This is a genomic window from Bacillus sp. TE9106W, from assembly GCF_054062215.1.
This window is the reverse complement of sequence record NZ_JBSSFA010000001.1, coordinates 84,753-102,980: the sequence shown is the minus strand read 5'-3', so window position 1 is coordinate 102,980 and position 18,228 is coordinate 84,753. Positions and strand designations below refer to the sequence as shown.

Genomic DNA, 18,228 nt, shown 5'->3' with positions numbered 1-18,228 from the left:
GGATTAAGGCGCAATAGACTGGTTAATAGCAGGACAAGGTGAAAAATAAAAAAGAGAATTTCTTGTTTTGTGTAAATGTTTTTTATAATATTTGACATGTTGACAGATTATGAAATGAAAGTGAGTGATCCATGTGGATCTAACGCAAATTCAAAACCCTAGTTTTTTGAAAGATATGTCTATCAGTGAACTAGAGGGATTGAGTGAGGATATTCGTAAGTTTTTAATTGAAGAGCTCTCTCAAACAGGTGGACATATTGCACCTAATTTAGGTGTAGTAGAACTCACAATTGCTCTGCATAAATTATTTGATAGTCCGAAAGATAAATTTTTATGGGACGTAGGACATCAATCCTATGTACATAAAATTTTAACTGGACGTGCAAAAGAATTCGGCACATTAAGGCAATATCAAGGTCTATGTGGTTTCCCAAAACGTTGCGAGAGTGAGCACGATGTATGGGAAACTGGCCATAGCTCGACATCATTATCTGCTGCAATGGGAATGGCTCTAGCACGTGATTTAAAGAAAACGAAAGAATATGTTATACCAATCATTGGTGATGGTGCTTTAACAGGCGGAATGGCTTTAGAGGCATTGAACCATATTGGACATGAAAAAACAGACATGATTGTTATTTTGAATGATAATGAAATGTCAATTGCGCCAAACGTTGGTGCGCTTCATAATGTGCTTGGGCGTCTACGTACCGCAGGAAAATACCATTGGGTAAAAGACGAACTAGAGTATATATTGAAGAAAATCCCAGCAGTTGGCGGGAAAGTTGCTGCGACAGCAGAGAAAATAAAAGATAGTCTTAAATATTTATTAGTATCCGGTGTCTTTTTCGAAGAGTTAGGCTTTACATATTTAGGTCCAGTTGATGGGCATGACTATGAAAAGTTATTCGAAACGTTGCAATATGCAAAGAAAACAAAAGGCCCAGTGCTTGTTCATGTTATTACGAAAAAAGGAAAAGGTTACAAACCAGCCGAGAGTGATGTTATTGGCACTTGGCATGGGACAGGACCTTATAAAATTGAATCAGGTGACTTCGTTAAACCGAAAGAAGTTGCACCAGCATGGAGTGCTGTCGTTAGTGAAACAGTACTTAAGCTAGCAAGAACGGACGAGCGTATCGTAGCAATTACACCTGCAATGCCTGTTGGATCAAAACTTGAGAAATTCCAAAAAGAATTCCCAGATCGTATGATTGATGTAGGTATTGCAGAACAGCATGCTACAACAATGGCAGCGGGTATGGCAACGCAAGGTATGAAGCCATTCTTAGCAATTTATTCAACATTTTTACAAAGAGCATATGACCAAGTTGTTCATGATATATGCCGCCAAAATTTAAATGTTTTCATTGGGATCGATCGCTCTGGTTTAGTAGGAGCAGATGGTGAAACGCATCAAGGTGTATTTGACATCTCATTCTTACGCCACTTGCCGAATATGGTAATTATGATGGCAAAAGATGAAAATGAAGGGCAACATTTAGTATATACGGCGATGCAATATGAAGATGGACCAATCGCATTACGATATGCGCGCGGTAATGGACTTGGCGTTCATATGGATGAAGAATTAAAGGCGATTCCAATTGGTTCATGGGAAACGTTAAAAGAAGGTACACAAGCAGCTATTTTAACATTTGGTACGACAATACCAATGGCAATGGAAGCGGCTGAGCGTCTTGAAAAGGCTGGAGTTTCAGTGAAAGTAGTGAACGCTCGCTTTATTAAACCGATGGATGAAGCATATTTACATGATCTCTTAGGAAAGAATATACCGATTTTAACGATTGAAGAAGCTTGTTTAATCGGTGGTTTTGGAACAGGAGTAGTTGAATTTGCGTCTGAGAACGGGTACCATAGTGCGTTAGTTGAACGAATGGGTATTCCAGATCGTTTCATAGAGCATGGTAGTGTAACAAAATTATTAGAAGAAATTGGTTTAACGACAGATGCTGTTGTAGACCGTATTCATACAATGATTCCATCAAAACAAAAAAGGGCGTAACAAATGAGTGCAAAAAAAGAAAGAGTAGATGTACTATTAGTAGAGCGAGGACTTATAGAAACACGTGAGAAAGCAAAACGCGCCATTATGGCGGGACTTGTATATGCGAATGAGATGAGACTGGATAAGCCAGGAGAGAAAATCCCACAAGATACAGAGATTACGGTGAAGGGGCAAGTTATGCCCTATGTAAGCCGTGGTGGTTATAAACTTGAAAAGGCATTAGAGACATTTCATCTTGATTTACAAGATAAAGTTATGATAGATATTGGTTCATCAACTGGTGGCTTTACCGATTGTGCGCTTCAAAATGGAGCGAAATTATCTTATGCATTAGATGTAGGGTATAATCAACTTGCGTGGAAATTGCGTCAAGATGAGCGTGTTGTCGTAATGGAACGAACAAACTTCCGTTACGTAACACCAGCAGACTTAGAACGTGGTTTACCGCAATTTGCTAGTATCGATGTTTCATTTATATCATTAAAGCTTATATTACCAGTGTTAAAAACAATGCTTATGCCGAATGGGGATGTAGCAGCGTTAATTAAACCGCAGTTTGAAGCTGGAAGAGAGCAAGTTGGTAAAAAGGGTATCGTTCGTGATCGAAAAGTACATGAGGCTGTCGTAGAAATGATTGTCGACTTTTCTATAAAAGAAGGATACGATGTAGAAGGTTTAACATTCTCACCAATTACGGGCGGGGATGGTAACATTGAATTTTTAATTCATCTGAAATGGCATGGTGAACGTGAGAATGGCGAAAATCATTCTCCAGTTTCTGTTGAGCAAGTAGTCACAGAGGCCCATGATGTCCTAAAACAAAAAGGGAAAGGGGAATAACATATGTTGTTCCTCTTTTTGTTGTAATTGTATAATGATTGTAAAAACAATTGTGTACAAGTAACGAATTATAAGTTAACATAAATAAGTGAAGTATACCAATGTTTAAACTATGGTAAGAGATAGTGTGAGGTGCAAATGTATGAATAAAGGTCAGCGCCATATTAAAATCAGGGAAATTATTGCGAACAAAGAAATTGAAACACAAGATGAATTAGTTGATATTTTACGTAATGAGGGATTTAATGTAACGCAAGCAACAGTATCGCGCGATATTAAAGAATTGCACTTAGTGAAAGTGCCATTACATGATGGTCGCTATAAATATAGTTTGCCAGCAGATCAACGATTTAACCCGTTACAAAAATTAAAACGTAATCTAGTGGATTCATTTGTAAAATTAGACACGGCAGGACATATGCTTGTGCTAAAAACATTGCCTGGTAACGCTCATTCACTTGGAGCACTTATTGATCATTTAGAGTGGGATGAGATCATCGGAACCATTTGTGGTGATGACACTTGCTTAATTATTTGCCGTACACCTGAAGATACAGGTGTTGTCTCTGATCGTTTCTTAAATATGCTGTAACAAAAAAATCTTGTTTGCTTTCCTCTGTAAAGTGGAAAGTGAACAGGATATTTTTATTGATTAAAAACGTCAATTCTTAATTGTAATATAATATTTTCTTTGAATAAAATTAGAAAATAGGTGGATTGACCCGTAAAACAAATGTTTGGTACAATGGAGCGGTTAGAAAAGTAATTTATACATACAAACATATAGTATGACTATTTGAATAAAGAACTGAGAAAAGCCCTTAATAGGGGATTAGTTTATAACGAGGTGAATGGGGCATTGTTATCGGAATTATCGATTAGAAACTTTGCTATTATTGAGGCATTAAATATTTCTTTTCAAAAAGGATTAACGGTTTTAAGTGGTGAAACAGGGGCCGGAAAATCGATTATTATTGATGCGATTAGTTTACTTGTAGGTGGCCGTGGTTCGGCAGAATTTGTTCGATACGGAACAGAAAAAGCTGAGATAGAGGGGCTATTTTATGTAGAAGATGATAAGCATCCATGTATTGAAAAGGCAGAAGAGTTGGATATAGAAATAGAAGACGGCATGATTATTTTAAAGCGTGATATCGCTGCAAACGGAAAAAGCGTATGTCGTGTAAATGGAAAACTAGTTACCCTGAGTGTATTAAAAGAAATTGGAAAAACACTTGTTGATATTCATGGGCAGCACGAAACGCAAGACTTAATGAATGAAGAACGTCATCTATTTATGCTCGATCATTTTGATGGAGAGCGTATCGTTAAACAATTGGATATATACCAAAACGTATACGCTGACTATGAGAAGTTAAAAAAACAATTGAAATCGTTAAGTGAAAATGAACAACAAATGGCGCATCGCTTAGATTTAATTCAATTCCAGCATGAAGAAATCCGTAAGGCGGATTTAAAGATGGATGAAGAAAATAACTTAACTGAAGAACGATTGCAAATTTCTAATTTCGAAAAGATTTATAAAGCATTAGGTGACGCATATCGCTCGTTAAGTGCTGATGGACAAGGGTTAGATAATGTAAGAAGTGCAATGGGACAAATGGAGAGTATTACACATTTAGACGAAGTGTACCAAGAAAATCATGATTCAATTGCAAATAGCTATTACCTATTAGAAGAAGTTGCATATCAACTAAGAGAAAAACTCGATATGATGGAATATGACCCAAATCGTTTAGACGAAATTGAAACGCGTTTAAATGAAATTCGTATGCTAAAGAGAAAATATGGAAATACTGTAGAAGAGATATTAGCGTATGCTGATAAAATTGAACAAGAGATTTTTACGATTGAAAATAAAGACGTTCATATTGAAACGACGAAGAAACAGTTGAAGGAATTAGAAAGTGTTATTCTGAAAGAAGCAACGTTGTTAAGTAATATGCGTCATGAACTTGCAGAGCATCTTACAAATGCCATTCATCAGGAATTAAAAGAATTGTATATGGAAAAAACAAAATTTGAAGTGAGAATCATAAAGCGAGAAGGAAATGCGGAAGAGCCTCTCGTGGAGGGAGCACCGGTAAGGCTTACAGCGGACGGTTATGATCATGTGGAATTTTATATTTCAACCAATCCAGGTGAGCCGCTAAAACCACTTTCAAAGGTCGCTTCTGGTGGAGAGTTGTCCCGTATTATTTTAGCTTTAAAAAGTATTTTTTCTAAGCATCAAGGTGTTGCATCTGTTATTTTTGATGAAGTGGATACTGGTGTAAGTGGCCGGGTCGCACAGGCTATTGCGGAAAAAATTTATCGAGTATCAGTAAACTCACAAGTACTTTGTATTACGCACTTACCTCAAGTAGCTTCAATGGCGGATTCGCATTTATTTATCCGAAAACAAGTAGCGAATGATCGAACAATTACATCCGTTACCGTTTTAACTATGGAGGATAAAGTAACAGAAATAGCTCGAATGATTTCTGGTGTGGAAATTACAGATTTAACGACAGAACATGCGAAAGAATTACTTACGCAAGCGCATCATTTTAAACAGACAGCAGAGGCTATCCAGTAATGGATAGCTTTTTTTCTCAAATGATGATTTCTTAATTCTTCCGGTTATAAATAAAGCATTGCAAGGAGAGATTAAAAAGTGAAGCCAAGAGGCTGAATGTGGGGTAGGAGCGAGGAGAGTGAACAAATTGAAATTAGAAAGATTTCGCAAGATAATAGGTATTTGTCTCCTTGTTTCTTTAGTTTTTATTGGGTGTTTTAAACCGCTTCGGACGTTTATTTCATCCCCGAAACAACTTGTTGTTTTTGAAGGACAACAATCAGAAATAGCTTCATTACCAGTGTTTAAAGCTTCATCTACAGATCGTCATGTGTTTACAGTAAGTTCAAATGAACCAAAACAAGGACTTATGGTAAATTCTCATCAAAATGGTGAAGCAGATATGGTGTTTCAGCTTGCTGGTTTTCCGGTGAAAAAAGTAAATGTGAGAGTATTAAAAGATTTCAAAGTTATTCCAGGTGGACAATCAATCGGTGTAAAGTTAAACACAAAAGGGGTACTTGTTGTAGGCCATCATTTAATTCAAACTGAAAAAGGGAAAGTATCTCCTGGTGAAACAGCGGGTGTGCAAATTGGAGATATGATTACTGAAATTAATGGTAAAACAATTGAAAGAATGAGTGATGTAGCACCATTTATTCATAATAGTGGGGAAACAGGCGAACCGCTTAATCTCGTTTTGTTAAGAGATGGAAAGCATATTCGCACTAAGTTAACACCACAAAAAGACAGTGGAGAATCTTCTTATCGCATTGGTTTATATATTCGTGATTCGGCAGCTGGAATCGGAACAATGACATTTGTTCATCCTGATTCTATGAAATATGGTGCGCTTGGTCATGTCATTTCTGATAACGATACGAAAAAACCGATTCAAGTCGAAGATGGACAAATTATGCGTTCGACAGTTACATCAATTGAAAGAGGTAGTCACGGAAATCCAGGAGAGAAATTAGCGAGGTTCTCACCAGATCGTGAAGTGATTGGCAATATTACAATAAATAGTCCATTCGGTATTTTTGGCAAATTGAATACAAATATGACAAATGGCGTAATGGATAAAGCAATGCCTATTGCACTATCTCATCAAGTAAAAGAGGGGCCGGCAAAAATATTAACGGTTATTGATCAAGATAAAGTGGAAGCGTTTGATATTGAAGTTGTTAGTACAGTACCGCAAAAGTTTCCGGCAACAAAAGGCATGGTAATAAAAGTAACAGACAAACGTTTATTAGCGAAAACGGGTGGTATCGTACAAGGGATGAGCGGAAGTCCAATTGTACAAAACGGGAAAGTAATTGGTGCTGTTACACATGTATTTGTAAATGATCCGACATCAGGATATGGTGTTCATATTGAATGGATGTTACATGAAGCTGGAATTAACATTTATGATCAAGAAAGAAAAGCGAGCTAATTAATAATTAGCTCGCTTTTCTATTGAAAAATTCGTTGAAATTTTGTAAAAGCTCCGCAAGAGGTGTTTTTTGTTGTAAAATAAAAGGAAAGGGTTGAACGTTTCGTTGTATTTCTATGATGGAATGTGTTGCGAAAGGGAATAAATGAACGATAAACATATTTTTTTGTGATTTTATCGGAAAGTAACAAACTTTAAAAGGGAATTTTCACACAATTGTCGAACAATTCATGTAGCCTAGAAGGATACACATGTCGGAGAATCGATTCGGTAAGGGAGGAAAAGCTGTGGAGAAAATTAAAGTATGTCTTGTGGATGATAATAAAGAATTAGTATCAATGCTAGAGAGTTATGTAGCTGCTCAAGATGATATGGAAGTAATCGGTACTGCTTATAATGGTCAAGAGTGTTTAAATTTATTAAAAGATAAGCAGCCGGATGTACTCGTATTGGATATTATTATGCCACATTTAGATGGTTTAGCTGTACTAGAGAAAATGCGACATATTGAAAGGTTAAGACAGCCTAGCGTAATTATGTTGACAGCATTTGGACAAGAAGATGTGACGAAAAAAGCAGTTGACTTAGGTGCTTCATATTTCATATTAAAACCATTTGATATGGAAAATTTAACGAGTCATATTCGTCAAGTGAGCGGTAAGGCGAACGCTACTATTAAACGTCCACTGCCATCTTTCCGATCAGCAACAACAGTAGATGGAAAACCGAAAAATTTAGACGCGAGCATTACGAGTATCATTCATGAAATTGGTGTGCCTGCTCATATTAAAGGGTACATGTACTTAAGGGAAGCAATTTCTATGGTGTACAATGACATCGAATTACTTGGATCTATTACGAAAGTATTGTATCCAGACATCGCGAAGAAATATAATACAACAGCAAGCCGCGTTGAGCGTGCAATCCGTCACGCAATTGAAGTAGCATGGAGTCGTGGGAATATTGATTCTATTTCGTCCTTATTCGGTTATACAGTATCCATGTCAAAAGCAAAACCTACGAACTCCGAGTTTATTGCAATGGTTGCGGATAAGCTTAGACTTGAACATAAGGCTAGCTGAGAATAGAAGAAGTAAGGGATTTAAGTTTTCATAAAGCTTAATCATTCTTGAAATTTATACTTGATAGTACATTTAAAACTAAAGAACTTTTTATGTAAAGACCAATGAATGTTAGAATTCATTGGTCTTTTTATTTACTTCGATTTAAGGATGTGAAGGAACACATATGTATATAGAAAAATGCAGTGAACATAAGGATATGTACAGAAAATACGAAGGTTTGACATCATAATATCTATAACGTATCATTGATTTGGAAAAATAGAGAAATAGAGAGAGAAATAGGAGAATGGAAGAATGACTGTAAGAAAAATAGTGAATCGAGCTTACCCAATCATTGTTAAGGGATTGTTTTTATGTATATTTTCAATGATAGTAAGTAAATTTTTTATCCCGAAAATAATTTTGATGAGTGGTGAATTTCCTTATCCGACTGAGGAGTATACTACAAGAAAAGTTGGTATTGTTATAGCGGCGACGTTGCTTTTATTTGCGCTCTTCTTTATGTATTACAAATGGGTTATTAATACAATGAAAAGAACGTACACAAATATTATGATTACTTTAGGTATCATCATCATTTTGACGATGGAAATAATGATTACCTCTATAGCATTTAACCCTGTTGTGGGGGATTATGCCATCCTTAAACAAGGAATTGTCTCTGTATTTAATGGAGATAATCAATTTTTAGAAATGGGACAGCTTCTATTCTATCCATATAATACACATATTGTATTATTAGGAGGGTATTTTGCTAAATTGATAGGAAGCGTAGATGTAGCGATAAAAATATTACCAATAGCGTGTATAACAGGTAGTATTATTTTAAATGTATTAATTGTAAGAAAAATGACGAACTTTAAAGTTGCTCACATATCGATCGTGTTATCTGTGCTAAATATTTTTATATATTGGCAGGCACCAGTTTTTTCTACGCATACATTAGTAATATTTTTTATTTCAGCAACGATGTATACATATTTGTGCTTAAAAACGGCGGAAACAAAAAGAATGAAGATTACTTTATGGATTTTATTAGGGATTTTTGCAGCTTGTACTTATATTATAAGACCGACAGCATTAGCCGTAGCGTTAGCAATTTTAATTGAAAATATTTTTAAGTTTCGTAAGGAATATTCTGTAAAGGTGTTAAGTAGTGTTTTATTTTGTTTAATTCTTATTGTAAGTTTTAAAGGTATAACGACAAAGCTAAATCTCAGTACCGACAATGAAATTGAAAAAATTCCATTTACTCACTGGGTGAAAATGGGTCTGAACAAAGATACGTATGGTGTATGGAATCAGGCAGATTCAGTTTATATTGATGATGAAAACATGAAGAATACAAAGGATTTGGATGAACATAATAAAAAAGTTATAGTTCAGCGTTTTAATGAACTTGGTATAATGGGTTATGTGCAACATTTAAATGAAAAAATAACTAGAGAATGGGTATCAAGTCAGTTCTCTATGTATCGTATTGGAGAATGGTTTGAGCAGAAAAATGACACGGTAACGCATTACGTATCGAACTATAGTACAACAAATTATAAAATCATTACTATATATTCGTATGTTATCAAGTTATTCGTATATATAGCTGTCATGGCGGCTATTATTCTTTATAAAAAGAAAGATGAAAATGAATCGGAAGTTATACGAATTACGATAATGAGTACATTAGGGGTATTTGCTTTCTTGTTACTATGGGAAACAGCTCCTCATTATACGTATGAGGCATTTGCATTTATGAATATTCCAGCTTCTTTAGGTTTGTATAAATTGTTTATGATTTTTAACAAAGAAAAGCAAAATGTATAATTTGAGTGATCCCCTTCTTTTATTAAAAGAGGGGATCTTTTAATTGACTATACATGTTTTGAAGCGAGGGTTAAATTGAATCACGGTATATCCGATGAGGGATTTTAGCAAGGAAGTCATCCGTGATATAATAGAAAATATAAAAAGTCCTGCGAAACAGGACTGTATTATTCTTCGTCTTTATTTTGTTTTTCTAATTCAACTAACTTTTGAATTAAAATGTGCTGCGGCATATGCATAAGTTGTTCAAGTGGAACACCTAATGCTTTTGATAGGCGGACTGCAGTGTCTGGAGAAATTTGTAATGGTCTCATAGAAGTACCTCCTTTTTCGTATAGTATAGCATAAGATTGGGGGAGTGAGGATGACTCTTATATTTGCACATCGTGGTGCAGCGGGAACGTACCCAGAAAATACGATGATTTCATTTGAAGCAGCTGAATCTTTTAAGGCAGATGGAATTGAGCTGGATGTTCAATTAACGAAAGACGGAAAGGTTGTCGTCATTCATGATGAAACAGTGAATCGGACAACGAATGGAAAAGGTGCGGTTCGAAATTATGTATATGAGGATTTATGTAAATTAGATGCGAGTTATAAATTTGGTGATAAAGTAGGATTTTGTAAAATACCTCTTTTAGAAGAGGTGTTAAAATGGATTGAAAAAACAGAGTTGCTACTTAATATTGAACTTAAAAATAATAAAATTCCATACAGAGGTTTAGAGGAAGAAGTTATAACGCTTGTACGGAAATTTAATCTAGAGGATCGTGTTATATTTTCTGCATTTAATCATTACAGTATGAAAAGGTGTCATATGATGGCTCCTGATATTCAAACAGCGATTTTATATCGTGAAGGCCTGCATAGCCCGTGGGCATATGCAAAAAAGATGGGAGCTACTGCAGTGCATCCGAATTATCGTTATCTTCAAGATGCCATTGCTGAATTAACGATGGAAAGTGATGTAGAAGTTCGGCCCTATACAATTAATGAAGAAACACTTATGCGTAAATATTTTGATATGAATATATCGGCGATTATTACTGATTATCCTGAAATGGCAAGAACGTTATTGCCAATAAAAAAATGAGACCGTTACAAGCGGTCTCATTTTTTTATTTATAAATAGTAGGACTTTCCTATCTTCTAAAGCGAGCTTGTACTTTATTTCGTTTACGGTCTCGGTGTAAGACGAAACCGCCAAAAATATAAAACCCGAGCGCGAAGCAAAGAGCGCCAATTAAAAATTGTAACCAAAGTATGGAGAGTGGAGGAAATAGAATCCCGAATACAGTATCTCTCATTAATTTAATACCAAACACAGCTAATGAAATGGGGATGAGTGCTAATAATAGAGCAAGGTAACGCTGCATATAAATGCTCCTTTTCAGATTATTTTGTTTATTTTAATGATGTTATATGAAAAGGGGGTTTGTCAAGAGGGGGCTGAACGAGTAAGATAAGGGTGTGAAAAATTTTGCAGGGATACTTCGAGAGGAAGTGTAATATATGAAACAAAAAGTTTTAATTGTTGGTGCAGGTGAAGGTGGCAGTACACTGCTGAATCTGTTGCAAAGTTCGAATATATTTCAAATTATAGGGATTATTGATATAAATCCGGTAGCAAAAGGATTGCAAATGGCTAAGGAATATGGAATTACGATTGGAGAGAGTGTAACGCCGTTTCTTTCTATGCATATTGATGTAATGTTTGATATGACAGGTGATGATAATTTACATAAAGAGTTACTAAAGAAAAAGCATAAAGATACTCTTCTTATACCGGGTGATATTGCAAAAATTGTTACGAGATTAGCGCATGAAAAGGAAGATTTAATTGGAAAGTTAGAAGAACAGACGCAGCAAGGGGATTTAATTTTAAATTCTACGCATGACGGTATGATTGTCATTGATCGAGAGGGACAAGTTCGTCTATTTAATAAAAGTGCAGAGCGTATTATCGGGTATAAAAAAGAAGATGCGATAGGGAAATATATTTTAGAAGTTATTCCGACTAGTAAGTTGCTTCGTATTATACGTACGAAACAAATAGAAGTGAATTATGAACTGACGCTGGAGAATGAAAAGAAAATTATTACAACCCGTATTCCGATATTAAAAGAGGGAGGAGAGGTACAAGGGGCATTTGCAATTTTTAAAGATATAACAGAAGTTGTAGATCTTGCGGAAGAAGTTACAGATTTAAAGGAGATTCAAACGTTACTTGAGGCGATTATTAACTCGTCTGAGGAAGCGATTTCGGTCGTGGATGAAAAAGGAAGAGGATTAGTAATTAACCCTGCGTATACGAAATTAACAGGCTTAACAGAAGAGGACATTATTGGGAAGCCGGCTACAACTGATATTGTAGAAGGTGAAAGTATGCATATGAAAGTACTTCGAACACGTAGAGCGGTACGAGGTATACATATGAAAATTGGACAAAAAAAGCGAGATGTAATTGTAAACGTAGCACCAGTCATTGTGGATGGAATATTGAAAGGGAGCGTCGGTGTAATTCGCGACGTATCAGAAATTCAAAAATTAACAAATGAATTGAATAGAGCAAGACAAATTATTCGAACGTTAGAAGCGAAATATTCATTTGATGACATTGTCGGAAATTCAGATGAAACAACGGCTGCTATTGAACAGGCAAAACTTGGGGCGAATACACCAGCAACAGTGTTGTTACGCGGGGAGTCTGGGACAGGTAAAGAATTGTTTGCGCATGCTATCCATAATGGAAGTAATCGAAAGTATAATAAGTTTGTTCGTGTAAACTGTGCGGCTATTTCGGAGACGTTGTTAGAAAGTGAATTGTTCGGTTATGAGGAAGGTGCATTTTCTGGCGCGAAAAGAGGCGGAAAACGTGGATTCTTTGAAGAAGCGAATAACGGCAGTATCTTTTTAGATGAAATAGGGGAACTATCTGCCAATACGCAAGCGAAACTCCTTCGCGTTTTGCAAGAGAAAGAAATTGTAAAAGTTGGTGGAACGAAAGCAATCCCTATTAATGTCAGAGTAATTGCAGCGACGCACGTAAATTTAGAAAAAGCCATTTTAGAAGGAGAGTTTAGGGAGGATTTATATTATCGATTAAATAAAATTCCAATTCAAATTCCATCTCTTCGTCAGCGAAAAGGGGATATACCGGCAATCGCAGACAGATTAATTCAAAAAATTAATCAGGATTATGGTCGAAATATAGAGGGGCTCACTGATTCGGCTATTTCATATTTACAATCATATGAATGGCCAGGGAATGTGAGGGAACTTGAAAATATTTTAGGGAGAGCTATTATCTTTATGAATTATAACGAGACCTATATTGATGTACAACATTTACCGCCATTACATAACGAAGAGCAGGTGGAGTCAAAGCAAGCTCATTTATTACCTGAGTTAGAAGAAAAGCCACTTGAGCATTTAGTGACGGAGTTTGAAGGGAATATCATTCATGAATATTTAGAGAGGTTTGATGGAAATAAAACAAAAACAGCCAGAGCGTTAGGAATTTCGGTTCGAAATTTATATTACAAGCTAGAAAAATATGAGTGTGCAAAAAATAGCATGCAATAAATTGCGTACCGTGCAATTTATTGCATGGTATACAAAAACTGACAAAATAAGACAGAATCTTTTGTTATTTTCCAAAGTATTGATTTTACTGTGTTTTGAATGCGTTTTCATTATTGGTAAGACCACTTTTAAAAGTTGGCACGGTATTTGCTTAATAAAAAGACGAGGGACGACGGAAAGGGTTGATTACAAAATATGAAGTTAGAACACTTAATTGATCAAGCGGCAGGACAGCCTAAAAAAACTGTGGCTGTAGCAGTAGCTGAAGATCATGAAGTAATTGAAGCTGTAGCGAAAGCAATTACATTACAGCTAGCTCAATTTCGTCTATATGGAAATCAAGAAAAAATAATGGGGATGCTACAAGAACATAGTTTACAAACTTCAGAACATATTGAAGTGATTGCAGCACAGTCAAGTGCTGAGGCTGCAGAACTTTCTGTTAAAGCTGTAAGAAATGGCGAAGCAGATGTGCTTATGAAGGGGAACATCCCAACAGCAAATATTTTGAAAGCTGTATTAAATAAAGAGTGGGGACTTCGTAAAGGTAGCGTACTTTCACACGTTGCAACATTTGAAGTTCCAAACTACAATCGTCTCATTTTTGTTACAGATGCAGCGATGAACATTGCACCTGATGTAACACAAAAAGCTGCTATTATACAAAATACTGTAGAAGTTGCCCGGGCAATAGGAATTGATTTGCCAAAGGTAGCACCAATTGCAGCGGTAGAGGTTGTGAATCCTGCGATGCAAGCGACAATTGATGCAGCGATGTTAACTCAAATGAATCGCCGCGGACAAATTAAAAATTGTGTCGTTGATGGACCACTTGCTTTAGATAATGCAGTATCACAAATTGCAGCAGAACATAAAGGCATAGTAAGTGATGTAGCAGGTAAGGCAGACATTTTACTCGTCCCAACAATTGAAGCTGGAAATGTGCTATATAAATCACTCGTATACTTTGCGGATGCAAAAGTAGGAGCAATGATTGCTGGCGCAAAAGCACCGATTGTTTTAACATCTCGTGCTGATTCAGCAGAAACAAAAGTATATTCATTAGCATTGGCAGTTGCCACTGCTTCAAAATAAACCAAATAGGGTAAAACATTAGGGGGAAACGACAATGGCATTAGAAATCTTCGAATACTTAGAAAAATATGATTATGAGCAAGTAGTATTTTGTCAAGATAAAGAATCAGGTTTAAAAGCAATCATTGCAATTCATGATACAACACTTGGACCTGCTCTTGGTGGAACAAGAATGTGGACATATGATTCTGAAGAAGCGGCGATTGAAGATGCATTGCGTCTTGCAAAAGGGATGACATACAAAAACGCAGCAGCTGGTTTAAACTTAGGTGGTGCGAAAACAGTAATTATCGGTGATCCACGTAAAGATAAGAGCGAAGCGATGTTCCGTGCATTAGGTCGTTATATTCAAGGACTAAACGGACGTTACATTACAGCTGAAGATGTTGGTACAACAGTAGATGATATGGATATTATCCACGAAGAAACTGACTTTGTAACAGGTATTTCACCATCATTCGGTTCTTCTGGTAACCCATCTCCAGTAACTGCATACGGTGTTTATCGTGGTATGAAAGCTGCTGCGAAAGAGGCTTTCGGTACTGATAACTTAGAAGGAAAAGTAATTGCTGTTCAAGGCGTTGGTAACGTAGCATACCACCTATGCAAACATTTACACGCCGAAGGAGCAAAACTAATTGTTACTGATATTAATAAAGAAGCTGTACAACGTGCAGTAGAAGAATTCGGTGCAACAGCAGTTGAGCCAAATGAAATTTACGGTGTTGAATGTGATATTTACGCACCATGTGCATTAGGCGCAACAGTTAATGACGAAACTATTCCACAACTTAAAGCAAAAGTAATTGCAGGTTCTGCAAATAACCAATTAAAAGAAGATCGTCACGGCGACATCATTCATGAAATGGGTATTGTATACGCACCAGACTATGTAATTAATGCAGGTGGCGTAATTAACGTAGCAGACGAGTTATATGGATACAATAGAGAACGTGCATTAAAACGCGTAGAATCAATTTATGACACAATTGCAAAAGTAATCGAAATTTCAAAACGCGATGGCATTGCAACTTATGTAGCAGCTGATCGTCTAGCTGAAGAGCGCATTGCAAGCTTGAAAAACTCTCGTAGCACATACTTACGCAACGGTCACGACATTATTAGCCGTCGCTAATCATTCATATATTATTTTTACAAAAGGTGTGGTTACCTCTTATGAGGTTTCCACCTCCTTTTGAATTTATTAGTGGAGGTAGCAACAGTGTCTGTAAATCGAATTCTTGTTATTAATCCGGGTAGTACATCCACAAAAATTGGTGTTTTTGATAATGAAAGACCTGTTTTAGAAGAAACTATTCGTCATGATGAAGAACAGATTGGAAAATATAAGCGAATTATCGACCAATATGAGTTTCGTAAAGAAACGATCTTAGAAGTTCTACATTCTCACGGTATTAACATTTCAAAATTAAACGCAGTTTGTGGACGCGGGGGATTACTTCGTCCAATCGAAGGCGGAACATACACAGTAAACGATGCGATGTTAGAAGATTTAAAAAATGGTTTTAGTGGTCATCACGCTTCAAACCTTGGGGGCATTTTAGCATATGAAATAGCTTCTGGATTAAATATTCCGGCATTCATTGTAGATCCTGTCGTTGTAGATGAAATGGAGCCGATTGCTCGTATAAGTGGTATTGCTGGTATGGAACGTAAAAGTATTTTCCATGCATTAAATCAAAAAGCAGTTGCTCGTAAAGTAGCTGAAGAATTAAACCACAAATATGAGGATTTAAATTTATTAGTTACACATATGGGCGGCGGTATTACAGTTGGTGCTCATAAAAAAGGAAAAGTTATCGATGTGAATAATGGCTTAAACGGAGAAGGACCATTTAGCCCAGAGCGTGCTGGTACAGTACCAGTAGGACAACTAGTTGAAATGTGCTTCTCTGGTGAGTATTACCGAGATGAAATGGTTAAAAAACTTGTCGGACAAGGTGGACTTGTAAGTCTTATCGGTACAAATGATGCGATTAAAGTAGAACAAATGGTTGAAAAAGGTGATCCTGAAGCAACTCTTATTTATAAGGCAATGGCATATCAAGTTGCAAAAGAGATTGGCGGAGCTAGCGCTGTACTTCACGGGAAAATCGATGCAATTGTATTAACTGGTGGACTTGCTTATAGTAAAATTCTTGTTGATGAAATAAAAGAACGAGTAGACTGGATTGCAGATGTTATCGTACATCCAGGAGAAGATGAATTACAAGCATTAGCAGAAGGGGCACTTCGTGTACTACGTGAAGAAGAAGCTCCAAAAGAATATATTGTACGTGAAAAAGAAACGGTAGCTAGGGGTTGAGATAATGGCAAAAGAATATGATTTAGTCATCGTTGGCGGCGGTACTGGTGGATATGTTGCTGCAATTCGTGCATCACAACTAGGTTTAAAAACTGCACTTGTTGAAAAAGAAAATCTTGGTGGTACTTGTTTACACAAAGGATGTATTCCTAGTAAAGCCCTTTTACGTAGTGCGGAAGTATACGCAACTGCTAAAAAAAGCGAAGAGTTCGGGGTTATTGCAAGTAATGTAGAACTAAACTTTGCGAAAGTACAAGAGCGTAAAGAGAAGATTGTAACGCAACTTCATAAAGGTGTTCAGCACTTAATGAAACAAGGTAAAATTGATGTGTTTGAAGGTATTGGCCGTATTCTTGGCCCATCTATTTTCTCTCCGATGCCAGGGACAATTTCAGTTGAACTTGCAAGTGGAGAAGAGAATGAAATGTTAATTCCAAAAAATGTACTTATTGCAACAGGTTCTCGTCCGAATTCATTACCAGGTTTAGAATTAGACGGAGAGTATGTAATGTCTTCCGATCATGCCCTAAAAATGGAAACGCTTCCTAGTTCGATTATTATCGTTGGTGGCGGTGTAATTGGTATTGAGTGGGCATCTATGCTTGCTGACTTCGGTGTAGAAGTTACAGTATTAGAGTATGCGAAAACGATACTACCATTAGAAGATCAAGACGTTTCAAAAGAAATGCAACGTCTATTCAAGAAAAAAGGTATTAAAGTGGTAACTGGTGCAAAAGTATTACCAGAAACATTGGTAAAAGATAATGGAGTAACAATTCAAGCTGAACATAACGGTGAGAATAAAGAATTTAAAGCAGAAAAAATGCTTGTATCGGTAGGACGACAAGCCAATACGCAAAATATTGGTTTAGAGAATACGGATATCGTTGTGGAAAAAGGATACATTCAAACAAATGAGTTTTATCAAACGAAAGAATCTCATATTTACGCAATCGGTGATGTAATCGGTGGTTTACAGCTTGCTCACGTTGCTTCTCATGAAGGAATTGTTGCAGTAGAACATATTGCTGGTAAAGAAGTTACACCAATTGATTATTCTATGGTATCAAAATGCGTATATAGCAGTCCGGAAGTTGCTTCTGTCGGTTTAACAGAACAAGAAGCGAAAGAAAAAGGCTATAAGTTAAAAGTAGGTAAGTTTTCATTCCGTGCAATCGGGAAAGCACTTGTATACGGCGAATCAGATGGTTTCGTAAAACTTGTAGTTGATGAAGAAACAAATGACATTCTCGGTGTTCATATGATTGGACCACATGTAACAGATATGATTTCTGAAGCGGGTCTTGCAAGAGTACTTGATGCAACACCTTGGGAAGTAGCACATACAATTCATCCGCATCCATCATTATCTGAGGCGATTGGTGAAGCAGCATTAGCTGTAGATGGAAAAGCGTTACACGCATAAAAATG

General features: G+C 36.4%; 15 protein-coding genes. 13 read left to right on the top strand and 2 right to left on the bottom strand.

What is annotated here, in order from left to right:
* Positions 1–133: 133 nt before the first annotated feature.
* From dxs to ACVWY7_RS00540, 7 genes are all read left to right on the top strand, one after another.
* Positions 134–2,026, top strand: a complete 1,893-nt coding sequence (gene dxs, locus ACVWY7_RS00570; protein WP_073525008.1) for a 1-deoxy-D-xylulose-5-phosphate synthase — start codon at positions 134–136, stop codon at positions 2,024–2,026.
* 3 nt (positions 2,027–2,029) lie between these two features.
* On the top strand, positions 2,030–2,869 hold the full coding sequence (locus ACVWY7_RS00565; protein ID WP_001274745.1) for a TlyA family RNA methyltransferase: 840 nt from the start codon (positions 2,030–2,032) through the stop codon (positions 2,867–2,869).
* Positions 2,870–3,011: 142 nt separating this feature from the next.
* Positions 3,012–3,461: an arginine repressor ArgR gene (gene argR, locus ACVWY7_RS00560; protein WP_001032581.1), complete on the top strand. Its 450-nt coding sequence runs from the start codon at positions 3,012–3,014 to the stop codon at positions 3,459–3,461.
* A gap of 267 nt (positions 3,462–3,728) precedes the next feature.
* A complete protein-coding gene (gene recN, locus ACVWY7_RS00555) occupies positions 3,729–5,468 on the top strand; it encodes a DNA repair protein RecN (RefSeq protein WP_000947757.1) in 1,740 nt (579 codons plus the stop codon).
* A gap of 118 nt (positions 5,469–5,586) precedes the next feature.
* Positions 5,587–6,885, top strand: coding sequence for a SpoIVB peptidase (gene spoIVB, locus ACVWY7_RS00550; RefSeq protein WP_073525006.1), 1,299 nt, complete (start codon positions 5,587–5,589; stop codon positions 6,883–6,885).
* 287 nt (positions 6,886–7,172) lie between these two features.
* Entirely contained in the window at positions 7,173–7,967 is a 795-nt protein-coding gene (spo0A, locus tag ACVWY7_RS00545) for a sporulation transcription factor Spo0A (protein ID WP_003161566.1), read from the top strand.
* A 297-nt stretch (positions 7,968–8,264) separates the two neighbouring features.
* Positions 8,265–9,791, top strand: a complete 1,527-nt coding sequence (locus tag ACVWY7_RS00540; RefSeq protein ID WP_105989417.1) for a glycosyltransferase family protein — start codon at positions 8,265–8,267, stop codon at positions 9,789–9,791.
* A 167-nt stretch (positions 9,792–9,958) separates the two neighbouring features.
* Here ACVWY7_RS00540 and ACVWY7_RS00535 read toward each other — a convergent pair whose 3' ends face one another.
* Positions 9,959–10,105, bottom strand: coding sequence for a YycC family protein (locus ACVWY7_RS00535; protein ID WP_001247671.1), 147 nt, complete (start codon positions 10,103–10,105; stop codon positions 9,959–9,961).
* A 50-nt stretch (positions 10,106–10,155) separates the two neighbouring features.
* On the opposite strand from ACVWY7_RS00535, the gene ACVWY7_RS00530 reads away from it, so the two are divergent.
* On the top strand, positions 10,156–10,884 hold the full coding sequence (locus tag ACVWY7_RS00530) for a glycerophosphodiester phosphodiesterase (protein WP_144507656.1): 729 nt from the start codon (positions 10,156–10,158) through the stop codon (positions 10,882–10,884).
* Between the two features lie 49 nt (positions 10,885–10,933).
* On the opposite strand, the gene ACVWY7_RS00525 is transcribed toward ACVWY7_RS00530, so the two are convergent.
* Positions 10,934–11,167 (bottom strand): DUF2627 domain-containing protein, encoded by a 234-nt coding sequence (locus tag ACVWY7_RS00525; RefSeq protein ID WP_001190187.1) that lies wholly within the window; start codon positions 11,165–11,167, stop codon positions 10,934–10,936.
* Between the two features lie 136 nt (positions 11,168–11,303).
* Here ACVWY7_RS00525 and ACVWY7_RS00520 point away from each other — a divergent pair, with 136 nt between their 5' ends.
* From ACVWY7_RS00520 to lpdA, 5 genes are all read left to right on the top strand, one after another.
* Entirely contained in the window at positions 11,304–13,376 is a 2,073-nt protein-coding gene (locus tag ACVWY7_RS00520) for a sigma-54 interaction domain-containing protein (protein WP_073525003.1), read from the top strand.
* Between the two features lie 195 nt (positions 13,377–13,571).
* Positions 13,572–14,471: a phosphate butyryltransferase gene (gene yqiS / locus ACVWY7_RS00515; protein ID WP_000763076.1), complete on the top strand. Its 900-nt coding sequence runs from the start codon at positions 13,572–13,574 to the stop codon at positions 14,469–14,471.
* Positions 14,472–14,505: 34 nt separating this feature from the next.
* Positions 14,506–15,606, top strand: coding sequence for a leucine dehydrogenase (locus tag ACVWY7_RS00510; protein ID WP_001162675.1), 1,101 nt, complete (start codon positions 14,506–14,508; stop codon positions 15,604–15,606).
* An 87-nt stretch (positions 15,607–15,693) separates the two neighbouring features.
* Positions 15,694–16,797: a butyrate kinase gene (gene buk / locus ACVWY7_RS00505; protein WP_000115773.1), complete on the top strand. Its 1,104-nt coding sequence runs from the start codon at positions 15,694–15,696 to the stop codon at positions 16,795–16,797.
* A 4-nt stretch (positions 16,798–16,801) separates the two neighbouring features.
* The gene (gene lpdA, locus ACVWY7_RS00500; RefSeq protein WP_001051291.1) at positions 16,802–18,223 is read left to right on the top strand and encodes a dihydrolipoyl dehydrogenase; all 1,422 of its coding nucleotides are present in this window, start codon (positions 16,802–16,804) and stop codon (positions 18,221–18,223) included.
* Positions 18,224–18,228: the final 5 nt, after the last annotated feature.

Coding starts and splice junctions, on each gene's coding strand:
- yqiS (WP_000763076.1), top strand. CDS start 13,572: ATGAAGTTAGAACACTTAATTGATCAAGCGGCAGGACAGCCTAAAAAA.
- argR (WP_001032581.1), top strand. CDS start 3,012: ATGAATAAAGGTCAGCGCCATATTAAAATCAGGGAAATTATTGCGAAC.
- ACVWY7_RS00535 (WP_001247671.1), bottom strand. CDS start 10,105: ATGAGACCATTACAAATTTCTCCAGACACTGCAGTCCGCCTATCAAAA.
- ACVWY7_RS00525 (WP_001190187.1), bottom strand. CDS start 11,167: ATGCAGCGTTACCTTGCTCTATTATTAGCACTCATCCCCATTTCATTA.
- ACVWY7_RS00530 (WP_144507656.1), top strand. CDS start 10,156: ATGACTCTTATATTTGCACATCGTGGTGCAGCGGGAACGTACCCAGAA.
- lpdA (WP_001051291.1), top strand. CDS start 16,802: ATGGCAAAAGAATATGATTTAGTCATCGTTGGCGGCGGTACTGGTGGA.
- ACVWY7_RS00540 (WP_105989417.1), top strand. CDS start 8,265: ATGACTGTAAGAAAAATAGTGAATCGAGCTTACCCAATCATTGTTAAG.
- ACVWY7_RS00520 (WP_073525003.1), top strand. CDS start 11,304: ATGAAACAAAAAGTTTTAATTGTTGGTGCAGGTGAAGGTGGCAGTACA.
- ACVWY7_RS00510 (WP_001162675.1), top strand. CDS start 14,506: ATGGCATTAGAAATCTTCGAATACTTAGAAAAATATGATTATGAGCAA.
- ACVWY7_RS00565 (WP_001274745.1), top strand. CDS start 2,030: ATGAGTGCAAAAAAAGAAAGAGTAGATGTACTATTAGTAGAGCGAGGA.